This window comes from Microbacterium sp. Mcb102, assembly GCF_024519805.1.
GTDB lineage: Bacteria > Actinomycetota > Actinomycetes > Actinomycetales > Microbacteriaceae > Microbacterium.
This window is the reverse complement of sequence record NZ_JALJRG010000005.1, coordinates 121,292-141,671: the sequence shown is the minus strand read 5'-3', so window position 1 is coordinate 141,671 and position 20,380 is coordinate 121,292. Positions and strand designations below refer to the sequence as shown.

Annotated in this window: 18 protein-coding genes and 2 tRNA genes; 7 read left to right on the top strand and 13 right to left on the bottom strand. The window is 67.4% G+C overall.

The genetic code is table 11. From position 1 onward, the window contains the following. Nucleotides 1-7 precede the first annotated feature (7 nt). Nucleotides 8-1,603, bottom strand: coding sequence for an amidohydrolase (locus tag OC372_RS14025; protein WP_262002430.1), 1,596 nt, complete (start codon nucleotides 1,601-1,603; stop codon nucleotides 8-10). Between the two features lie 116 nt (nucleotides 1,604-1,719). On the opposite strand from OC372_RS14025, the gene OC372_RS14020 reads away from it, so the two are divergent. Next, nucleotides 1,720-2,166: a DUF1801 domain-containing protein gene (locus OC372_RS14020; RefSeq protein WP_262002429.1), complete on the top strand. Its 447-nt coding sequence runs from the start codon at nucleotides 1,720-1,722 to the stop codon at nucleotides 2,164-2,166. 48 nt (nucleotides 2,167-2,214) lie between these two features. Here the strand turns inward: OC372_RS14020 and OC372_RS14015 are convergent, their stop codons facing one another. From OC372_RS14015 to OC372_RS14000, 4 genes are all read right to left on the bottom strand, one after another. After that, nucleotides 2,215-3,639, bottom strand: coding sequence for an aldehyde dehydrogenase family protein (locus OC372_RS14015; RefSeq protein ID WP_262002428.1), 1,425 nt, complete (start codon nucleotides 3,637-3,639; stop codon nucleotides 2,215-2,217). Between the two features lie 130 nt (nucleotides 3,640-3,769). Continuing rightward, nucleotides 3,770-4,948, bottom strand: coding sequence for an N-methyl-L-tryptophan oxidase (gene solA / locus OC372_RS14010; protein ID WP_029264189.1), 1,179 nt, complete (start codon nucleotides 4,946-4,948; stop codon nucleotides 3,770-3,772). Nucleotides 4,949-4,988: 40 nt separating this feature from the next. Next, nucleotides 4,989-6,125: a tyramine oxidase subunit B gene (locus OC372_RS14005; RefSeq protein ID WP_262002427.1), complete on the bottom strand. Its 1,137-nt coding sequence runs from the start codon at nucleotides 6,123-6,125 to the stop codon at nucleotides 4,989-4,991. Beyond that, complete coding sequence (locus OC372_RS14000; RefSeq protein WP_262002426.1) at nucleotides 6,122-7,666, bottom strand: APC family permease; 1,545 nt, start codon at nucleotides 7,664-7,666, stop codon at nucleotides 6,122-6,124. Before OC372_RS14000 ends, OC372_RS14005 begins: the two co-directional genes overlap by 4 nt. 156 nt (nucleotides 7,667-7,822) lie before the next feature. Between OC372_RS14000 and OC372_RS13995 the strand changes: the two genes are divergently transcribed. The 4 genes from OC372_RS13995 to OC372_RS13980 are packed head-to-tail and all read left to right on the top strand — an operon-like array spanning nucleotide 7,823 to nucleotide 10,764. Then, nucleotides 7,823-8,734: a helix-turn-helix domain-containing protein gene (locus tag OC372_RS13995; RefSeq protein ID WP_262002425.1), complete on the top strand. Its 912-nt coding sequence runs from the start codon at nucleotides 7,823-7,825 to the stop codon at nucleotides 8,732-8,734. Between the two features lie 58 nt (nucleotides 8,735-8,792). Then, nucleotides 8,793-9,929, top strand: coding sequence for a M24 family metallopeptidase (locus OC372_RS13990; protein WP_262002424.1), 1,137 nt, complete (start codon nucleotides 8,793-8,795; stop codon nucleotides 9,927-9,929). Next, nucleotides 9,929-10,360: a hypothetical protein gene (locus OC372_RS13985; RefSeq protein ID WP_051662644.1), complete on the top strand. Its 432-nt coding sequence runs from the start codon at nucleotides 9,929-9,931 to the stop codon at nucleotides 10,358-10,360. Before OC372_RS13990 ends, OC372_RS13985 begins: the two co-directional genes overlap by 1 nt. 29 nt (nucleotides 10,361-10,389) lie before the next feature. Further along, on the top strand, nucleotides 10,390-10,764 hold the full coding sequence (locus tag OC372_RS13980) for an HNH endonuclease (RefSeq protein WP_029264195.1): 375 nt from the start codon (nucleotides 10,390-10,392) through the stop codon (nucleotides 10,762-10,764). A gap of 110 nt (nucleotides 10,765-10,874) precedes the next feature. Here OC372_RS13980 and OC372_RS13975 read toward each other — a convergent pair whose 3' ends face one another. The 6 genes from OC372_RS13975 to OC372_RS13950 all read right to left on the bottom strand — a co-directional run bounded on the left by OC372_RS13975 (nucleotide 10,875) and on the right by OC372_RS13950 (nucleotide 14,983). Continuing rightward, a complete protein-coding gene (locus tag OC372_RS13975) occupies nucleotides 10,875-11,690 on the bottom strand; it encodes a hypothetical protein (RefSeq protein WP_146114850.1) in 816 nt (271 codons plus the stop codon). A 133-nt stretch (nucleotides 11,691-11,823) separates the two neighbouring features. Continuing rightward, nucleotides 11,824-11,896 (bottom strand) — tRNA-Ala (locus tag OC372_RS13970). A 26-nt stretch (nucleotides 11,897-11,922) separates the two neighbouring features. Then, nucleotides 11,923-11,996, bottom strand: a tRNA-Ile gene (locus OC372_RS13965). Between the two features lie 85 nt (nucleotides 11,997-12,081). Continuing rightward, entirely contained in the window at nucleotides 12,082-13,041 is a 960-nt protein-coding gene (locus OC372_RS13960; protein ID WP_262002423.1) for a hypothetical protein, read from the bottom strand. Then, complete coding sequence (locus tag OC372_RS13955) at nucleotides 13,038-13,727, bottom strand: LuxR C-terminal-related transcriptional regulator (protein ID WP_262002422.1); 690 nt, start codon at nucleotides 13,725-13,727, stop codon at nucleotides 13,038-13,040. Before OC372_RS13955 ends, OC372_RS13960 begins: the two co-directional genes overlap by 4 nt. Continuing rightward, nucleotides 13,715-14,983, bottom strand: a complete 1,269-nt coding sequence (locus OC372_RS13950; protein ID WP_262002421.1) for a sensor histidine kinase — start codon at nucleotides 14,981-14,983, stop codon at nucleotides 13,715-13,717. The genes OC372_RS13955 and OC372_RS13950 overlap by 13 nt, the downstream gene beginning before the upstream one ends. Before the next feature lie 258 nt (nucleotides 14,984-15,241). Here OC372_RS13950 and OC372_RS13945 point away from each other — a divergent pair, with 258 nt between their 5' ends. Both OC372_RS13945 and OC372_RS13940 read left to right on the top strand, forming a co-directional pair. Continuing rightward, the gene (locus OC372_RS13945) at nucleotides 15,242-16,519 is read left to right on the top strand and encodes a Fic family protein (protein ID WP_262002420.1); all 1,278 of its coding nucleotides are present in this window, start codon (nucleotides 15,242-15,244) and stop codon (nucleotides 16,517-16,519) included. Between the two features lie 104 nt (nucleotides 16,520-16,623). Continuing rightward, a complete protein-coding gene (locus tag OC372_RS13940; protein ID WP_036304393.1) occupies nucleotides 16,624-17,334 on the top strand; it encodes a VIT family protein in 711 nt (236 codons plus the stop codon). Between the two features lie 72 nt (nucleotides 17,335-17,406). On the opposite strand, the gene OC372_RS13935 is transcribed toward OC372_RS13940, so the two are convergent. Continuing rightward, nucleotides 17,407-17,811 (bottom strand): DUF3566 domain-containing protein, encoded by a 405-nt coding sequence (locus tag OC372_RS13935; RefSeq protein WP_029264201.1) that lies wholly within the window; start codon nucleotides 17,809-17,811, stop codon nucleotides 17,407-17,409. After that, a complete protein-coding gene (gene gyrA, locus OC372_RS13930; RefSeq protein WP_029264202.1) occupies nucleotides 17,808-20,363 on the bottom strand; it encodes a DNA gyrase subunit A in 2,556 nt (851 codons plus the stop codon). The genes OC372_RS13935 and gyrA overlap by 4 nt, the downstream gene beginning before the upstream one ends. Between the last annotated feature and the right edge of the window lie 17 nt (nucleotides 20,364-20,380).

The following is a 20,380-nucleotide window of genomic DNA, read 5'->3' as shown; positions in this document are numbered from 1 at the left end:
CCGCGTGTCAGACGATCCGGACGCCGCCCACGTAGGTCGCCATCACCCGCGTCGCGGCGAGGTCTTCGGCCGAGACCGTGAGGGGATCGCGGTCGACCACGATGAAGTCGCCGAGGAGTCCGGGTGCCAGCGCACCCACCTCATGCTCGCTGAGGAGCTGCCACGCCGCGTTCGTGGTGTGGGCGAGGAGGGCCTGCTCGCGGGTGGCCGCCGTGCCGCCGGGCATCCGATATCCGTTGCGCGTGGTGCGGGTCTCGGCGACGGCCATGTTGCGGAAGGGCTCGTTGGGGGTGACCCAGCCGTCGTTGTGGAAGGTCGCCCGGTGACCGGCGGCGAAGGCGGCACCGGCATCGGCCCAGGCACCGCCGTGCTCCGGGCCGAAGAGGTCGTCGACCAGCACCTCTCCCCAGTAGGTGATGTGGTCGACGAAGAGACTGACGGTGACGCCGAGGGCCGCCGCGTGCTCGAACTGCACGGGTGTCATGGCCCCGCAGTGCTCGAGGCGGAAGCGGTGGTCGGTGAGCCCGTGCTGCCGGATGAGCTGCTCGTACACGTCGAGCGTCGCGTCGATCGCGAGGTCACCGTGCACATGGCAGGCGAGCTGCCAGCCCGCGGCGGCATAGGGTTCAGCGATCGCGCGCAGCTGTTCGGCCGTGTAGTTCGCGTGTCCGATGTGATGCGGTTCGAGCCCGAGGGAGCGGGTCGCCGGGGTGTCGAGGTAGGGGAAGGAGGTGGCGATGTTGCCCACCCACGGAGAGCCGTCGGACCAGGTCTTCACCCCTGTCTGACGGAACACGGGATCGCCGTCACTCGGCGGAGCCACGACTCCGCCGGGGCGGGACATCTCGTACCACCGCAACCGCACCGGCATCGCACCCTGCGCCCGGAGAGCATCGATGAGCGGGTTGAGGTCGGGGTTCCACGACAGGTCCGACACCGTCGTGATGCCCCGGGATGCCAGGTCGTGCAGGTGCGCGGGGAGGATCCGGGGGAGATGCTGCTGCGCCTTCGCGAGCATCGGCGCCACGACCTGCTCGACCGCCGCGGCCTCGAGGGCGACGCCCGTGAGCTCCCCCGCGGCATCACGGCCGAACGAGGCGCCGACCGGATCGGGGGTTTCCCGATCGATGCCTGCGGCGAGCGCGGCCGCGGTGTTGAAGTACACGGAATGACCGGAGTTGTGGATGACGACGAGGGGCACGTTGCCCGCGAGCTCGTCGAGGAAGCGGATGTCGGGGTCGGGCAGTCCACGCTGCAGCAGAGCATCCCACCCGTTCGCGAAGACGGCTTCGCCGCCGGCATCCGCCACCGCCGCTCGGAGCGCCGCGAGGACGCCTTCCGCCTCGGGGATCACGACGGGACGGAGGTCGACCACGAGATCGGAGAGCAGGATCGCGGAGAAGCCCGGATGCCCGTGCGGCTCGATCAGACCGGGCATCACCCAGCCGTCGAGGGCTGTGGTCTCGGCATCCGGGAAGCGGCGGAGGAGGTCGTCCGCCGTCCCGACGGCGACGATCGTTCCGTCGTGGACGACCATCGCCTCCACTTCGGCGTCGGCGCTCGGGACGAGCGGACGGATACGGCCGGTGAAGACTGTCGTCATGGCGTCAGTCTGGCAGTCGAGGTGCCGTCGAGGATCGATCACGAATCGAGAAGCACACCGCGGCCGAGCCTACGTAGTCTGAATCCCACACCAGCAGCACATCGAGAGGACCGACCATGGCCGAGAAAGAGAAGAACTTCAGCGCCGAGGAACGCGAAGCCATGCAGGCCGCCGCGAAGGAGGCCCGCACCCGTCGTTCCCGGGCGAAGAAGTCGCCCGAAGAGCTGCGCGCCGCGGGTGAGGCCGACATCAAGGAGGCGATCGAGAAGCTGACGCCCGAAGACCAGGCTCTCTCGAACAAGCTGCACGCCCTCGTCTCCGAGGTCGCCCCTGAGCTCGTGCCCCGCACCTACTACGGGATGCCGGCGTGGGGTCGCGACGGCAAGGTGCTCTGCTTCTTCCAGCCCGCGAGCAAGTTCAAGGTGCGCTACGGCACGTTCGGTTTCGAGCCCATCTCGAACCTCGACGACGGCACCGTCTGGCCGACCGCCTACGCGGTCACGGATCTCACGAAGGCCGACCTGGAGTTCCTCGCGGAGCGCATCCGCGTCGCGATCACCTGACGCCCCTGCCGAGATGGGTGCGCGGCCACGGGCCGCGCACCCTGTCACTCAGCCGTTGATGACCTGCGGCACGGCGACCGACTTGAGACCCTCGACCCCGAACTCGAGGCCGTAGCCCGACGACTTGTGACCGCCGAACGGGATCATCGGATGCACACCGCCGTGCGAGTTGATCCACACGGTTCCGGCCTGGATGCGCGCGGCGACCTTCCGCGCATCCTCGCGCTCGCCCCAGACGGATGCACCGAGTCCGACATCGAGGCCGTTGGCGCTGGCGATCGCCTCGTCCACATCGGTGTAACGGATGATCGGCAGTGCGGGTCCGAACTGCTCCTCGTCGACGAGGGCCACCCCGTCGGTCACGTCGGCGACGAGCGTGATCGGGTAGAAGAGCTCCCCGAGCTCCGTCGCGGGCGCACCGCCCGTGACGATCCGACCGCCGTTGCGCGCCGCGTCGTCGACCAGGTCGCGCACGATCTCGAACTGGGCGCGGTTCTGCAGCGGACCGAGCACGTTCTGCTCATCCAGGCCGTTGCCCATCGGGGTCTGCCGAGCGACATCGGCCAGCGCGTCGACGACCTCGTCGTAGACGGAGTCGTGCACGTAGAGGCGCTTGAGCGCCGCACACGTCTGTCCCGTATTGATGAACGCGCCCCAGAAGAGGTCCTGCGCGATCGCCGTCGCGTCGACGCCCGGCAGCACGATCCCCGCATCGTTCCCGCCGAGCTCGAGCGTGAGGCGGGCGAGGTTCTGCGCCGAGCTCTCGACGATGCTGCGCCCGGTCGCCGTCGAACCCGTGAACATGACCTTGCCGATGTCGGGGTGGGAGGCGATCCTCGCCCCCACCTCGCGGTCTCCGGCGACACCGATGAGCACATCGCGGGGGAGCACCCGGTTCATGACCTCGATCAGCGCCAGCACACTCAGCGTCGTGTATCCGCTCGGCTTCACGACGACCGTGTTACCCATGCGCAGCGCCGGAGCGATCTGCCAGATGCCGATCATGAGGGGCCAGTTCCACGGTCCGATCGCACCGACCACGCCGATCGCGCGGTAGTGGAGCTCGGCATGGGTCTCACCGTCGTCCACCACGGTCTCCGGCCCGAGGGGCGTCGCGGCGGCGGTGCGCAGCCACGCGGAGCACGCGCCCACCTCGAAGCGGGCATTCGGCCCGTTGAGCGGCTTGCCCTGCTCGCGCGAGAGCAGCCGGGCGAGCGGCTCGGCGTTCGCGTCGATCGCATCGGCCACCCGGTTCAGGAGCGCACTGCGCTCCGCATGGCCGAGTGCATCCCACCCGGGCTGCGCCGCCTTCGCCCGCGCGACCGCGGCGTCGAGCTCCTCGACCGTATGCACGGGCGCCCGGCCGATCGGTTCGCGCGTCGCCGCGTCGACCACTTCGCGGCCCTGACCTTCGGGGGCGCCGACGCGCTCCAACAGGGCGGCCTCGTCCAGAACCGGGGCGTTCTCCGACATCACTGTCTCCTCACGATGGGGTGCGCGACAGGTTCATCGCGCAGTTCGAGTCTGTGCTCGGGGGCCGAGCGGGGTTTGACTGCCCGTGCGGCGCGCTTGTCGGTCCGTGACCGAAGAGCGCGGACCGGGCTCAGTGACCGCCGCCGCGGTACGCACCGACGGTCGCCAGCCGGTCGAGGTGCGCGGCCAGCGAGAAGTGCGGGTCGATGCCGGCATCGCTCGGCCGCGTGGCGAGCCGCGCAGCCCATTCCCCGAGCACGGGCGCGAACTTGAAGCCGTGACCCGAGAGACCGGTCACCGTCACGACCCGCTCGCTCTCGCTCACGTCGACGATCGGGGTGCGATCGGGTGTGTAAGCGCAGTGGTGCACGCTGGAGCGCACGGGCTCGGGGTTCAACGACGGGAAGAACTCCTTCGCCTGCTGCCCGATCTTCGCGAGTTCGTGTCGCGTGTACTCCCGCGGAACCTCGTCGACATCGCGGGCGACCGGCCAGGTCGGGTTGCTGCTCGCCTTGATCGAGTATCCGTCGAGGCTCGGCGCCCCGAAGAAGTGCACGGGGCCCACGTCGCGCAGGAACGCGGGGAAGCGCTCGGGGAGGAAGTCGGCGATGTCCGTGGGCATGAACCAGGTGAGCCCGAGGACCTGCAACCGCAACAGGTCGTGCAGCCGGGGGTCCAGCCGTGTGGACCAGGAGCCGGAGGCGAGGATCACGGTGTCAGCGCGGATCGCCTCGGTCGGGGTGCGCACCACCACGCCGCCCGGTTCCTCCTCGATCGCGAGCACCGGGGTGTGGAAGCGCAGCTGCGCACCGGCCGCCTCGGCGAGATCGAGCGCAGCCATCAGCGAGACCTCGGGACGGATGCCGCCGCCGTGGTGGTCGAGCACCCCGACGTCGCCGTCGTGCACGTTGTGCTGCGGGTGGGCGCGTCGCAGCTCCTCGGTGTCGTAGAGGGTGTGCGGCAGGTCGAACTCGCGCACGGTGTCGAGGGTCGTGCGCATCTCCATCCGGTCGGGCTGGGCGATCGACAGGGCCCCCACCTCGAGGTAGAGCTCCCGGCCGGACCGCTGCTCGAGTTCACGCCACAGTCGCCGCGACTCCTGCAGCATCGGCACGTAGCGCCCGCCCTCGTGATAGGCCGTGCGGAAGACCCGAGACTCGCCGGCGTAGGAGCCGCGGTCGTGCACCTTGCCGTACTGCTCGATGCCGATGACCTCGACGTCGTCACGCTGCGACAGTCGCCACGCGGCGAGCGCACCCACCGCCCCCAGCCCGACGATGACGATCCGCTTCCTGACCTGGGCACTCATGAGAACTCCTGACGAATGATCGATGGGGGACGGACGCCGGTCATGCGAGAGCCGGAGTGTCCCAGAGCAGCAGTTCCGTGCCGATGCCCTCGGCCATCGCACGCCGGTAGACGACGGTCCCCCACGCGACGTCTTCCACCGGCATCCCACCGACGGAGTAGAGGAAGATGTCGTCCTCCGTTCGACGCCCCTCTGCCTGCTCGCTCATGATGGCGGGGAGGTTCTCGAGAGCCTCGTCGCGCACGTCCCCCGAACGGATGCGATCCAGCAGGTACATACCGTGGAGGCCGATGTGCTCGTGCGTCGGGGGCGGCACCTCTTCGCTCCACGCCTCGTACAGCCCACGGAAGTCGGCGACGTGTCGCGCTCCGTGGAGCAGTTCGTCGTCGATCATGATGTCGGCGGGCAGGCTCACCAGCGCACCCGGCTTCAGCCACCGCTTCTCGATCCGCACGTAGTTCACCGAACCGGCCGGCGTCGTGGGGGCGATCGTGACCAGGTCGCTGTCGCGTACGGCATCCTCCACACTGTCGACGACCGTGACCGTCGTGAACTGCGGGTACTCGCGCCGCACCCATTCCACGAAGGAGTCGATGCTCGATCGGCTGCGTCCGGCGACCTTCAGGGTGTCGAGCTCGGGCCGCACGGCCACGAAGGCTTCGATCGTCGTCCGGTTCATCACGCCGGGTGCCACGATGCCCACGCTCCGCGCATCGGGGTTCGCGAGGTGGCGGGCACCGACTCCCGGGACGGCGCCCGTGCGATACGCACTCAGCAGGTTCGCCGACATGTGCGCGAGTGGCGCGCCGGTGTCCTTGTCGCTCAGCGTGAGCATCAGGATCGACCGCGGCAGACCGTTCTCGCGGTTGGCCATGTTCGACCCGTACCACTTGCAGCCGGCCGTCTGGAAGGTGCCGCCGAGGTACGCCGGCATCGCCATCATCCGGCGATGGGGTCCGTCGAGCGGCATTCCCTCATGAGCGGATTCGGCGGGGAAGGTGACCATCGAGCCGTGCGAGTTCCCGTCCGGTCCGCCCATCCGGTAATCGCCGTCGTCGACGAGACGCAGGGTCTCCTCCATCACGTCGACGCACAGCTCCATGTCAGTGACGCCCGCCGCGATCGTGTCCGGCTCGGACAGATACCGGAAGGTCAGTCTGGTGTCAGTGGTGCTCACAGGTTTCCTCTCGTCGCGTCGACCACCGGCTCGGGCTCGCCCAGGAGCGGAGCCTCCGGCAGCTCGGTGCCGTGGCCGATCTGGCGATAGACATCCGGCCGCGCCCTGCGCAGCCACAGCGCCCACACGACGGCCAGGGCCGAGGGCACGAGCAGCACAGCGGGAAGGATGAAGGTCGTCGGCGTGGACTCGGCCTGACCGAGCAGCACATCCCAGTTCAGGAGGATCAGCACCCAGACGATCGCGAGCGCCACGAACGCGATGATCGGCGCGACCAGCCGGCTGCCGGCGCCCACCTCTCGGCTGTCGCGGCGGAAGAAGCCGATCACCGCGACCGAGACGAGCACCAGGAGCAGCACGAGTCCGAAGGCGCCGAGGTTGGTGAGCCAGGTGAAGAGCGTGATCACCGGGTACGGTCCGTTCTCGGGGTTCCAGCCCTGCTCGCCGATCGCGAAACCGACGATCACGATGACCGCGATCGCGGACTGCAGGAGCGACCCGGCCCACGGCGCACCGCTCTTGATACGGACGGTACCCAGAACCCGGGGCAGCACGCCCTCGCGGCCGAGCGAGAAGGCATAGCGGGCGACCGCGTTGTGGAAGCTGACGAGGGCGGCGAACAGGCTCGTGATGAAGAGGATCGACATCACATCGACCCAGATCACGCCCAGGTGCTCGGCGACGAAGTTGAAGAACAGCGGAGGGCCGGCCTCTTCCGGCGATATGCCCGCGGGGTCGGTGATCTTGCTCGGGCCGACGGCGAGCGCGAGCGCCCACGAGGAGATGGCGTAGAAGATGCCGGAGACGCAGACCGCGAGGAACGTCGCACGCGGGATGGTGCGCTTCGGGTCCTTGGACTCCTCGCCGTAGATCGCGGCCGACTCGAAGCCCATGAACGCGGCGATGCCGAACGCGAGGACGGCCCCGACTCCCGGGACGAACAGCGCCGAGGGGGTGATGGGTGCCGCCGTGAATCCCTCGGCCGGGTTCCCGAAGGCGAACAGGTCGAACACGATCACCGCCACGAACTCCAGCGCGACGAGCACGCCCAGCACCTTCGCCGAGAGATCCACCCGGTGGACTCCGAGCACGCCGACGAGCACGATCGTGAGGAGGACCCAGACCCACCAGGGGCTCGCCCAACCGGTCTTCGACTCGATGAACGAGCTGATCTGGAACCCGAGCATCCCGTAGATGCCGATCTGCATGGCGTTGTAGGAGAGGAACGCGAGCACCGAGGCCCCGACGCCGGTCGGGCGACCGATCCCCTGCGCGACGTACGCGTAGAACGCGCCGGCATTCGTGACGAACCGGCTCATGGCGGCGTAGCCGATCGCGAAGATGCCGAGTGCCACCGCGAGCACGATGTAGCCGAAGGGGATGCCGTCGACGTGCGTGACCGCGTAGGCGCTGGTCACTCCGCCGGCGAGCACGGTGAGCGGCGCGGAGGCGGCGATGATCATGAATGCGACCGCGAAGACGCCGAGGCGCCGATGCTCGGCCGTTCTCGTCGTCGACGTTGTGGGAGTGGACGTCACCATGGCACAGCTCCTTCGATGCTCGGGTAAGTCCTCATACTCGCCAGGGGGAGCCGTCGTCGATTGACGGCGAGAGCAGAACACTTGTCTACGCGGGCACAGCGCACGAATGCTAAAATGCAGCATCGTATATGATCGGCCACAGTGAGGTGAGCCCTGATGCAGAGTCTGTCGTTCCTCGACTACCGCCATGCGGTCTCCCGCGCCGTCGTCGCGCTCGACGTGACAGCGCCGGAGCAGGATCGCTTCCGGGGGGCGATCGATGCCACCGCTGCCGGCGACATCCACGTCTTCGCGATCGACGCCGACGGGCACGGCGTGCATCGCACTCCCTCCCTCATCTCGCGTGCCCCGCAGCAGTACTTCAAGTTCTCCCGCATCGAGCGCGGGAGCGGCATGATCGTGCAGGACGGACGCGAGACCGCACTCGGCAGCGGCGACATGGCGCTCTACGACACCGACCGTCCGTACTCCCTGCTCTTCGATGACGCCGTGCAGATGTCGGTGGTGATGTTCCCGAAGGTCCTCCTCGACATCCCCACGGAGGACACCAGCCGCATCACCGCCACGCGCCTCAATGCCGGTGGAGCGCTGGGTGCGATGGTCGGTCCCTACCTCGGCTCGCTCGCGGAAGGTGCACACCACCTCGACAGCCGCATCGCCCGACGGATGCTGCGGACCGCGGTCGACATGCTGAGCACGGTGCTGGAGGCGAACCTCGTCGCGACCGACGGGCCGGTGAGCGCGCACTCCACGACGCTGACGCACATCCTCACTTACATCGACGTGCACCTCGCCGACAGCGAGCTGTCTCCGTCCCAGATCGCGGCGGCGCACTACATCTCGGTGCGGCATCTGCACTCGATGTTCAGTGAGCAGGGGGCCTCGGTCTCCACGGTCATCCGGCGACGCCGACTGCAGCGCTGCTACGACGCGCTGACCGACCCGTATCAGGCGCACCGCTCCATCGCCGAGATCGCGATGAGTGCGGGCTTCGTCGATGCGGCGCATTTCAGCCGTGTGTTCCGCGCCCAGTACGGAGTCCCGCCCCGCGCCGTGCGCGCCGGTTGACGCCGGGTCCACGGAACGCGGGTGCCGTCGCGGGTACCCGCGCAGTAGCGTGGAACCCGTGAGCACACTGCCCTTCCCCGCCTCCGTGTACGCCGCCCGCCTCGCCCGCGCCGCATCCCTCGCCGCCGAGTCCGGGCTGGATGCGATCATCGTCGGGCCTGGCCCCGACCTGCAGTATCTGCTGGGCGTCGAGGGCGACACGATCGAGCGACTGACGGCCCTGGTGATCGGCCCCGACATCGCTCCGACGGTCGTCGTGCCGCGGATGGAGCTCGCGAAGGTTCGCACCACCGCTGTCGGTGAGCTCGGACTCGCGGTCGCCGACTGGGTCGACGGCGAAGACCCGTACGCGCTCGTCACCGAGGCCGTGGCTACGGTCTCCCGCGTCGGCGTCTCGGATGCGCTGCCCGCGCTGCACGTCGTGCCGATCGGCGAGCGTCTCGGAGTGCGTCTCGAGCTGGCGACACCCGTGCTCCGCGAAGGACGCATGATCAAGGATGCCGAGGAGATCGCCGAACTGCGCCGAGCGGGGGAAGCGATCGACGCGGTGCATCGCCGCGTGCCGGAGTGGCTTCGGGCCGGACGCACCGAACGCGAGGTCGCGGCCGACATCGCGGAGGCCATCGTGGCGGAGGGCCACCGCACGGTCGAGTTCGTGATCGTCGGATCGGGTCCGAACGGTGCCGACCCGCACCACGAGGTCTCGGACCGGATGATCGAACAGGGCGACGTCGTCGTGGTCGACATCGGCGGTGCGGTGCCGAGCGGCTACAACTCCGACAGCACGAGGACCTACGTCGTCGGCAGCCCTGACCCGGAGGCGGCCGAGCGCATCGCGGTTCTCGTGCGCGCGCAGCAGGCGGCGGTGGACGCCGTCCGCCCCGGGGCGACGGCCGCGCAGGTCGACGCAGCCGCGCGGGACGTGCTCGCCGAAGCGGGTCTGGGCGAGGCGTTCCTGCACCGCACCGGCCACGGCATCGGTGTCTCGGTGCACGAAGAGCCCTACATCGCGCCGGGCAACGACCTGGTGCTGCGGGAGGGGATGGCGTTCAGCATCGAGCCGGGCATCTACTTCGCCGGCGCGTGGGGCGCGCGCATCGAGGACATCGTGATCGTCACGGCCGACGGCGGCGAGCGGCTGAACGTCGCGCCGCACGAGCTCGTGTCGGTGGGTGCGCACGCGATCGGTTCCTGATGGACGACGTACCGGCGCGGCCACAGAGTCCCCAGAAGATCTCCGCCACCCACGGCGGTCTCATCCACGAGGTGAGGATCAGCTGGTGGCAGACCGATGACTGGCAGTGGGTGGTGGTCGTGAACTCCCCGGAGCTCGGCGCTGTCGAGCGGCAGGCGAACGATGCTTTCGAGGCGCTGTGCCTGTTGCGGGAAGACCTCGACCCGCGCGGGTGGCGGTTGGGGGTCGCCGGTGCACGGGCCGACGTCTGGCCCAGTGGCATGGCGCGCGATCAGGGTGGTGGGCTGAGCGCGTACCGGCTCGGCGCCGCTGGTCCGCAGGACCTCGTGTTCACGTTCAGCCCCGTGGATCCGACGACCGTCGCTTCCGTCGCAGAGCAGCGCACGGCGGCTGACCGCTTCTTCTCGAAGTTCGGCGGCGGCGGGCGTTGAGCCCGCATCCACCGCGGTAGCATCAGCGCATGCGCCGCCCCCGCAAGGTCTCCTCCGCCAACGCGTCGCCGGCGACACGTGCGCGGTACGCCAAGCGTCGGACGAACCGACTCGCCAAAGTCGACAACGATCTCACCGACGCCCAGTGGCACGACCTCATGGATGCCTGGGGCGGATGCGCCTACTGCGGCGGCGAGGGGGCCGCGTTGCAGCGCGACTGCATCCAGCCCATCTCGCGCGGCGGCCGCTACACGCTCGAGAATGTCGTCCCTGCCTGCGCATCCTGCAACGCCAGCAAGCACAACGACGAGGTGACCGGCTGGCTTCGCCGGAAGAAGCTCGACGAGCGCACGTTCCTCGTCCGGCAGGCGACGATCCTGCGCGATCTGCGTCCGGTCGAGTGAGGCCGAAGCGCGTGAGCGCTGAGGTCTCGTCCCGCGCAATCGTCGGGTCCGTCCCGAAGACGGGAGAAGCTCCTGGGGGCCGAGCACTGTGCGTGCTACGTCTCCAGCATTCAGCCCGTGAGGATCGCTTTGCGAAGCACAGCTTCGATCTGTGATGCCCGTAAGGAAACGCGCCCGACGTTCGCATAGTGAACGGCCTTATGCAGAGGGGACCCCGTCTGCTCCACCAGATCCCGAAACCGGACGGCATCTGGATGCTTGGCCGTACCGGAAAGCCAATTGTGGGCATGATCCCCCAGAGCGATGAGCAATGGCGGACGGCCATGGTTCGCACGCGTCAGGACTTCGAGCTCGAAGCTGAGCACCGCCAGACCGTTTTCGATCGCAGGGTGGGATCGTCCGTCGAACGCTCTTGCGAGGTCCGGTCCATAGGGCGTGGGCGCCAGCTTGAACACGTCCGTGATGTACGGCGCGGGGTACTCCGCTGGAAGCCCTGCGTCGAAGGCCGCGAGCTCGACGCTCGCTCGGAGGAAATGGTCGGTAGACGTCGGCCCTGGATGATGGAAAGGGGCGAAGTCAGCGGACGTGGGATCCAGACTGCTACCGGCGAAGTTGAGACCCAGAAGCGCCACGCTCGGAGTGAGCGGATAAGGTGAGGCCTCGAAACCGGCCCGGTCCGTGTGAGCGATTCGCGTGAGGTCGGCGATAGTGGCTTTCAACCCCGCGGCACTCGTTGCTGAGGAGAGATGCCGGTTCTCTGCGGTGATGCGTGGGGCAGCACCGCAGGGTCCCCAGTGTGCCCACGATGAAGCTTGCCCCAGACGCCATTCATTCGGATCGAGCTTGTCATTGGTTATGTCGTGCTCGCGCAGTTCAACGTATGCGTCATAGCTGAGCCCTGGCAGGGTTCTGTGCGTGTCGGGCATCCGGCACCTCTCATGTCGTCAGTCTCGACGCTACTAGCCTCGATAACCATCGGAGATCTGCTGCGGTGGCCTTCCCTTTCCGACCCGGAAACCGGAGAAACCCCCGGCAACTGCCGGGGGCTTCTCGATCCTGTGGAGCCTAGGAGATTCGAACTCCTGACATCCTGCTTGCAAAGCAGGCGCTCTACCAACTGAGCTAAGGCCCCGTGAGGGAATTTCTTGAGTTAAAGGGTGGGGCTACCAGGACTTGAACCTGGGACCTCTTCATTATCAGTGAAGCGCTCTAACCGCCTGAGCTATAGCCCCGTCAACCTCCAAGACTTTACCGGAGAAACACGGAAAATCCGAATCGAGGGGGAGGACCCCGGAGAGTCCCCACCCTCGACGGTGTTCAGCGGCCGGGACGGATGGTCGCGGTGCCCGCGGAGAGCGATACGTCGATGGTCCTTCGCGCGCTGGAGCCCTCGTCGACCTTGGCGTTCAATGTGCCGGCACTGACGTCCTGGGTGATCGCGTACTCGACGTCCGGCACGGTCAGATCGAGCGTTCCGGCATTGACCTCGATCGTCGTCTCCGAGGGTGCCGTGCCGGTCAGCTCGACCGTGAGATCGCCCGCAGAGACGCCGAGGTCGGCGCGGATGACGCCGTCGAGGAGGATGTCGGCGCGACCGGCGTTCATCTCCGCGTCGAGCTCTCTGGCCGACCCTTCCACGTCGAGGGCACCGGCGTTGACGCGCACGTCGAGCACTCCGAAGTCACCCACGACGTCCAGGCTGCCCGCGTCCAGATTGAGATCGGCATCCAGCGCATCGCCGCGCAGGCTCTCCGGCAGCGTGAGGACGGCGATCTCCTCATCACCGAACCAGTTGCCGAACCACCAGCCGAACACCCCGTCGGGGCTCCGGACGATCAGTTCGTCACCGTCGCGGTCGAATGTCCACGCGGTGCCGCGGCCGTTGGTGATGGAGAGCTGTGCCTCATCGACATCGCCGAACTCGACTCGCATGGTGCTCGCATCCGCATCGACGTCGATCCCCTCGATGCCGTCCACGCCCACGGTCTGCACCGAGTCCGGACGGCTCGAGGACACGATGTTCCCGGCCGCAGCCGCAGCGGCCGTTCCTCCGGCACCGAGCAGGGCGATGCCGCCGACCACGGCCGTGATGACCATGACCGCCGTCGTTCCCGAGGAGCGACCGCCCGAAGCACCGGGCGGGGGAGGCGTCGGAGCCGCCTGCGGGGCGGGCGTCGAGGGTGCCTGCGTCTGCGGTGCGGAGGCGGGCGGGGGAGAAGCGGGCGGCGGGGTGAGCGGGGTGTGCTCGCCCGGGGCGCCGTTGTTGTCGGTGGTCATCGTGCCACTCCTGTCTGGCCGGTCGGCGGCGTCGGGCCACCGGTGTTCTCGATGTGGGCGAGGGCGGCGAGCACGCGGCGGTTGCCCGACTCGTCCTGCTCGAAGCCCAGCTTCTGGAAGATGGCGGTGATGTGCTTCTCGACACTCGCCTCGGAGAGGAAGAGGAGACCGGCGATCGCCTGGTTCGACTTCCCCTCCGCGATCAGCGCGAGCACGGTGCGCTCCCGTTCCGTGAGACGCATCATCCTGTCGTCACGGTTGCGCCGCGTGAGCAGCTGCGCCACCACTTCGGGGTCGAGCACCGTGGCACCCTCGGAGATGCGCTGCACCGAGGCGAGGAACTCCGAGACGTCGGCGACGCGATCCTTGAGCAGGTATCCGAGCGGACCACCCTGCGCCGCGATCAGGTCGGACGCGTAGCGCTCCTCCACGTACTGCGAGAGCACGAGGATGGCGAGCGACGAGTGCGTCGACCGGAGTCCGAGCGCCGCACGGATCCCCTCGTCGGTGAACGTCGGGGGAAGCCGGACGTCCAGGATGCACAGGTCGGGTGCCGTGGTGGCGACGGCCTCGTCGAGGCCCTCGATGTCGGGGAGAGCGGCGACAACCTCGTGGCCGGCGTCCTCGAGCAGACGGACCAGTCCTTCTCGGAGGAGGACGGAGTCCTCGCAGATCAGGATGCGCACGGTACGTTCACCTCCAGGCTGGTCGGTCCGCCCTGCGGACTGTCGAGGCGGAACGTCCCGCCGGCGGCGAGGATGCGGTTCGCGATGCCGTCGAGGCCGCCACCCGGCTGCACCTGCGCGCCGCCGATGCCGTTGTCCTCGACCCGCGCCCAGAGCGTGTTCCCCTCGCGGAGCCGCACGATGACTCGGGCCTCACTGGCCCGAGAATGCTTCGCGGCGTTGGTCAGTGATTCCGCGATCGAGAAGTACACGGCGGCCTCGGCCTCGCGACTGCATCGTCCGTCCATGCGCACATCGAGGTGCACGGGGATGTGCGATCGGCTGGCGAGGGCCGACAGCGCGGCGTCGAGGCCGCGGTCGTCGAGCACGGACGCGTGGATGCCGCGGGCGAGCTGCCGCAGCTCCGTGATGGCTGCCTTGGTCGAGGTGTGCGCCTCGTTGATGAGTTCCTTGGCAGTGTCCGGATCGCTGTCGATCTTCTGCTGAGCGAGGCCGAGCGTCATACCGACGGAGACGAGCCGCGGCTGGACGCCGTCGTGCAGGTCGCGCTCGATGCGCGTGCGCTCCAGATCGGCGGCGCGGACCGCTCCTTCCCGCTGGGCGGTCGAGGTGCGGACGCGTTCGGTGAGCTCCGTCTCCTTGCTGCGGACGACGATCGCCAGTGACAGCGTGCGGTGCAGCAGCGCCAGGCCGATCATCCCGACCACGGAGGCCGCGATGCCGAGGATGCCGACCAGCGGTGCCCAGGCGACGGGGATGCCTCCGCCGCCGAACGGTCCCATGACCGCGTCCGCCGCGGTGAGCGGGGCGAAGGAGATGATGATCGACCACACCAGGCTCCAGGCGAGCCGCAGCACGATGAAACCGAGCACGGCCGAGATGGCGAAGTTCGCGACCGCTCGCCACATGCGGGGGTCGATCGCCTGGCGCCCGAGGGAGCGCAGCCAGCCGACGAACCCGGGGCGGTCGCGCTGCTGCAGTCGCAACGGGGTGATCGGGGTGCGGTAGAGGGCACCGACACGGGCGACCTCGAACCACCCGAGTCCGTACAGGGCGTACACGAGCCCGACGAGGAGCACGAGGCCGATGCCGGCGGCGAAGAGCAGACCGAGGCCGGTGCCGAGGAGTCCGCCGAGCATGCCGAAGATGGCGCCGCCGAGCGCGCCGACGCCTGCGAGGTGCAGGATCGTGAGGAAGATGCGCAACGGCGGCTTCACCGCCGTGACGGGAGCCGGGGTCGCAGTCTGAGTGGTCATGGTTCCAAGGTACGGCGGGGCAGACACGCATGACACCGAGTCAGCCGGACACTCCACTTCGGGTTTTCCATAACGGATGACGGGTGCTTTCCGCCGTTGAACACCCCACGGCGGTACAGTGAGATAGCAAAATCTAGCTCTGCATTTTGTTTTGTCTTGTTTTGTTGAACTGGAGGACATCCACTCATGCCGCTACGTCATCCGTCTCCGAACCTTGCTGACCTTCAATCGCGCGTACTCAGCAAGGACTCGGACGACGTGAGCGGTCTTCTGTTCGGCCGCCCACTCGACGACTCACGGTACTTGCACTGGGAGCAGCTCATTCGTCGGACTCCGCCGGACGGTCTCACGCACGATGAGTGGTGGTTTCGCCTCAAGCTCCAGCGCAGTGCCCAGATGCGTACGGTGCCGTTGCGGGCGAAGGATGGATCGTCCTTCACCTTTGCAATGACCGACGAGGTTCTGCAACTGACCGAGGAAATCGGACGGCGCGCTGGGGGCAGTGTTGCGGGAGGAGGAACGGCCATGACCCCAGGAGGCCGCGACCAGTTCATTGTTCGATCTCTCGTGGAAGAAGCGATCACGTCGAGTCAACTCGAAGGCGCTTCCACCACCCGGCGGGTCGCCGTGGAACTCCTGAGTACCGGACGAGATCCGCGGACAAAGTCAGAACGTATGATCCTCAACAACTACCGCGCCATGCGCCAGGTCACCGAGCTCTCAAGTGACCCGCTCTCGCCGGGGTGGATTCTGGAGCTGCATCGAGTGCTGACTGAAGACACCCTCGACGACCCAGCGGATGCCGGACGAATCGAGACACCGGAACACGAGCGAGTGAGCGTATGGGCGGGGGACATCCAAGTTCACGTGCCGCCCCCGGCAGAGGACCTTCCCGATCGTCTGAGAGAACTCAGTGCTTTCGCGAACGGATCCTCGTCCGACTCGCCCTACATTCCGCCCATCGTCCGCGCGATCATCACCCATTTCATGTTCGGCTACGACCACTACTTCGCCGACGGGAACGGCAGAATCGCACGAACCGCCTTCTACTGGTCGATGCTTCACAACGGCTACTGGCTCGCCGAGTACCTTGCGATCTCGAAGATCCTTCGTGCCGCCCCAGGAAAATATGGCGACAGCTATCAGTACACCGAGGATGATGGCAACGACCTGACGTATTTCATCCTCCACCAACTCCATGTGATCGCACGGGCTCTCGATGAACTCGACCTCTACATCCAGAGCCGCCAGCGTGAGTCACAACGGGTGCAGTCGGCGCTTCGCAGCGCTGTCCGGGATTTCAATATGCGCCAGACTCAGATCCTGGAATGGCTGACGAGAGGATCTCCTCTCGGCATCACTGCGATCGAGATCGCGAACCGCTATCGCGTTTCCAGCCAGACGGCGAGAAACGATCTGTCGTACCTCGAGTCGTTTGGGCTCCTTACCCGCGGAGTGACCAAGCACCCGATCGTGTGGCACCCGGCGAGCGATCTGTCGTCTCGACTGGCTCAGTTAGGCGATCAACAAAGCTAGAAAAACCAAATTGTTGAGCGCTTTTGGCTTTCCTAGCTCTCTCCAGAATGGACTGCATATCGCCGCCCCTATCGAGCGCGATGTCCATCTGCTTCACTGGCTGCATGGCAGCCCACGAAGGTGAACCTCACGGCGCAGGTCTCGGTCAACGACTGAACTGGTTGCGCGCGGGAGTGCTCGGCGCGAACGACGGCATCGTCTCGGTCGCCTCACTGGTCGTGGGCGTGGCGGGCGCGACGACCGACAACGCAGCCCTGCTCACCGCGGGGATCGCCGGACTGGTCGGCGGGGCGATCTCGATGGCGCTCGGAGAGTACGTCTCGGTGAGCAGCCAGCGCGACAGTGAACGCGCGCTGATCGCGAAGGAGAGTGAGGAGCTGCGCACCATGCCGGCCGCCGAGCTGGCCGAACTCACCGAGCTCTATCGCGACCGGGGCCTCTCCGAGGAGACCGCACGTCAGGTCGCCGAGGAGCTCACCGCACACGATGCGCTCTCCGCCCACCTGGAGGTCGAGCTGGGCATCGACCAGGACGATCTCGTCAATCCGTGGCACGCGGCGCTCTCTTCGGCGGTAGCCTTCACGCTCGGAGCTCTGCTCCCGCTACTCGCCATCCTGCTGCCGCCGCCCGAGTGGCGTGTTCCGATCACCTTCGTCGCCGTCCTGATCGCCCTCGCGATCACCGGTTCACTATCGGCGCGGATCGGCGGGTCCCCGCCCCTGAGGGCATCTATCCGACTGGTCATCGGTGGAGCGCTCGCTCTCGCCGCGACCTGGCTGATCGGCACGCTCCTCGGCACCACCGGCGTCGTCTGAGCGCCGATCACACCGGGGGACGACGAAGGGCGGATGCCGCAGCATCCGCCCTTCGGAAATCCGGTTCGAGGATCAGTTCGACATGAACCCGACGAGCAGTCCGCCCGTCACCTTCACCGCGAGGTTGTAGATCCCGGCGACGACGGCGCCGAGCACCGTGAAGACGATCAGGTTCAGGATCGCCACGACCGCGGCGAAAGCCATGACCTGCGGCAGACCGACGACCTCCGAAAGCACGAACTCGTTGCCGGTGATGCCGAGCAGGAATCCCTCAGCGGTCTTCATGATCCCGGTCGCCTGGAGCACCAGGAAGATCAGGAAGAACGCCACCATCGTGACCACGGCGAGAGCGACCGCTCCGAGGAACGAGAGCTTCACGGCCGACCAGAAGTCGACGTAGACCAGACGCAGGCGGACCTGCTTGCCACTGGTCTTGCGTGTCGACTTCTTCGCCAGCTTGTCGGCCACTGTACTCATGCGTCTGTATCCTCGGGGGTCTCTGTCGTCTCAGGTGCCTGGGTCTCGGCATCCTCCGCATCGGCCTCGTCTTCGGCGAGGCCACGCTCGCCATTACGGGCGATGGCGAGGATGCGGTCGGCCTCCGTCGTCCGGGCGAACACCACTCCCATGGTGTCTCGACCCTTGGCGGGGACCTCGGCCACGGCAGAGCGTACCACCTTGCCGCTGGAGAGAACCACCAAGACCTCGTCGTCCTCGGCGACGATCAGACCACCCGCGAGAGTGCCCCGATCGTCGTTCAGCTTGGCGACCTTGATGCCTGTTCCACCGCGTCCCTGGACCCGGTATTCCTCGACCGCGGTGCGCTTCGCGTAGCCGCCGTCCGTGACGATGAACACGAACTTCCCGGGGGCGGCGACCGACGCCGACAGCAGGCAGTCCTCGTCGATCTTGAACTTCATACCCCGCACACCGGCCGTGGCCCGACCCATCGGACGCAGCGCCTCATCGGTCGCCTCGAAGCGCACCGACATGCCGCGACGGCTGATGAGGAGGATGTCGTCCTCGGCGTTCACGAGGAGAGCACTGACGAGCTCGTCCTCGTCGTTGAGGCGGATCGCGATGACGCCGCCCTGGCGGTTGGTGTCATACGCCTCGAGGCGGGTCTTCTTGACCAGACCCTCGCGCGTGGCCAGCACCAAGTAGTCGGCGACCTCGTAGTCGCGGATGTCAAGCACCTGCGCGATGCTCTCGTCGGGCTGCAGCGCCAGCAGGTTCGCGACGTGCATGCCCTTGGCATCGCGTCCGGCCTCCGGCACCTCATACGTCTTCGCGCGGTAGACGCGACCCTTGTCGGTGAAGAAGAGCAGCCAGTGGTGCGTCGTCGTCACGAAGAAGTGCTCGACGATGTCGTTCGCACGAAGCTGCGCGCCCTTGACCCCCTTGCCGCCACGGTGCTGGGAGCGGTAGTTGTCGCTGCGCGTGCGCTTGATGTAGCCCTCGCGCGTGACGGTGACGACCATCTCCTCCTCGGCGATGAGGTCTTCCATCGAGACGTCGCCGTCGAAGCCGTGCAGGATGTGCGTGCGGCGCTCGTCACCGAAGCGGTCGACGATGCCGGTCAGCTCTTCACGGATGATCGTGCGCTGACGGCCCTCGTCGGCGAGGATCGACTTGTAGTCGGTGATCTGTGCTTCGAGCTCGTTCGCCTGGTCGATGATCTTCTGACGCTCGAGTGCAGCCAGACGGCGCAGCTGCATCTGCAGGATCGCGTCGGCCTGGATCTCGTCGATGTCGAGGAGCTCCTGGAGTCCCTCATTCGCATCGGCCGTGGTCTGCGACCGACGGATGAGCGCGATGACCTCGTCGAGCGCGTCGAGCGCCTTCAGGTATCCGCGCAGGATGTGCATGCGCTTCTCGGCCTCGCGCAGACGGAACTCCGTGCGCCGGACGATCACCTCGATCTGGTGCGTGATCCAGTGCGTGATGAAACCGTCGATCGCGAGCGTGCGCGGCACGCCGTCGACGATCGCGAGCATGTTCGCGCCGAAGTTCTCCTGCAGCTGCGTGTGCTTGTACAGGTTGTTCAGCACGACCTTCGCGACCGCGTCGCGCTTGAGCACGACGACCAGGCGCTGACCCGTACGGTCGGAAGACTCGTCGCGGATGTCGGCGATGCCGGTGATCTTGCCGTCGCGGGCGAGGTCGCCGATCTTCACCGCGACGTTGTCGGGGTTGACCTGGTAGGGCAGCTCGGTGATGACGAGGCAGGTGCGGCCCTGGATCTCTTCGACGTTGACGACGGCGCGCATCGTGATGGAGCCGCGGCCCGTGCGGTACGCCTCGTGGACGCCCTTGGTGCCGAGGATCTGCGCGCCGGTCGGGAAGTCCGGACCGGGGATGCGCTGGATCAGGCCGTCGAGCAGCTCCTCGCGGGAGATGCCGGGGTTGTCGAGTGCCCACAGCGCCGCGGCCGATACCTCGCGCAGGTTATGCGGCGGGATGTTCGTGGCCATGCCGACCGCGATACCGACCGAGCCGTTGACGAGCAGGTTCGGGAAGCGGGCCGGCAGAACCGTCGGCTCCTGAGTCTGACCGTCGTAGTTGTCGGTGAAGTCGACCGTGTCCTCTTCGATGTCGCGCACCATCTCGAGCGCGAGCGGGGCCATCTTGGTCTCGGTGTATCGAGGAGCCGCGGCGCCCATGTTGCCGGGAGAGCCGAAGTTGCCCTGGCCGAGAGCCAGCGGATACCGCAGAGACCACGGCTGCACCAGACGCACGAGGGCGTCGTAGATCGCCGAGTCGCCGTGCGGGTGGTACTGGCCCATGACCTCGCCCACCACACGGGCGCACTTCGAGAACGACTTGTCGGGGCGGAAGCCGCCGTCGTACATGCCGTAGATCACACGGCGGTGAACCGGCTTGAGGCCGTCGCGCACGTCGGGGAGGGCACGCCCGACGATGACCGCCATGGCGTAGTCGAGGTAGCTGCGCTGCATCTCGAACTGGAGGTCGACCTGGTCGATCTTGCCGTGGTCGTGTTCCGGCTCGGTGCGTTCTTCGTCAGTCATCAATCAATCTCTCTGTC

Coding starts and splice junctions, on each gene's coding strand:
- OC372_RS14025 (WP_262002430.1), bottom strand. CDS start 1,603: ATGACGACAGTCTTCACCGGCCGTATCCGTCCGCTCGTCCCGAGCGCC.
- OC372_RS14020 (WP_262002429.1), top strand. CDS start 1,720: ATGGCCGAGAAAGAGAAGAACTTCAGCGCCGAGGAACGCGAAGCCATG.
- OC372_RS14015 (WP_262002428.1), bottom strand. CDS start 3,639: ATGTCGGAGAACGCCCCGGTTCTGGACGAGGCCGCCCTGTTGGAGCGC.
- solA (WP_029264189.1), bottom strand. CDS start 4,948: ATGAGTGCCCAGGTCAGGAAGCGGATCGTCATCGTCGGGCTGGGGGCG.
- OC372_RS14000 (WP_262002426.1), bottom strand. CDS start 7,666: ATGGTGACGTCCACTCCCACAACGTCGACGACGAGAACGGCCGAGCAT.
- OC372_RS13995 (WP_262002425.1), top strand. CDS start 7,823: ATGCAGAGTCTGTCGTTCCTCGACTACCGCCATGCGGTCTCCCGCGCC.
- OC372_RS13985 (WP_051662644.1), top strand. CDS start 9,929: ATGGACGACGTACCGGCGCGGCCACAGAGTCCCCAGAAGATCTCCGCC.
- OC372_RS13980 (WP_029264195.1), top strand. CDS start 10,390: ATGCGCCGCCCCCGCAAGGTCTCCTCCGCCAACGCGTCGCCGGCGACA.
- OC372_RS13975 (WP_146114850.1), bottom strand. CDS start 11,690: ATGCCCGACACGCACAGAACCCTGCCAGGGCTCAGCTATGACGCATAC.
- OC372_RS13960 (WP_262002423.1), bottom strand. CDS start 13,041: ATGACCACCGACAACAACGGCGCCCCGGGCGAGCACACCCCGCTCACC.
- OC372_RS13950 (WP_262002421.1), bottom strand. CDS start 14,983: ATGACCACTCAGACTGCGACCCCGGCTCCCGTCACGGCGGTGAAGCCG.
- OC372_RS13940 (WP_036304393.1), top strand. CDS start 16,624: ATGGCAGCCCACGAAGGTGAACCTCACGGCGCAGGTCTCGGTCAACGA.
- OC372_RS13935 (WP_029264201.1), bottom strand. CDS start 17,811: ATGAGTACAGTGGCCGACAAGCTGGCGAAGAAGTCGACACGCAAGACC.
- gyrA (WP_029264202.1), bottom strand. CDS start 20,363: ATGACTGACGAAGAACGCACCGAGCCGGAACACGACCACGGCAAGATC.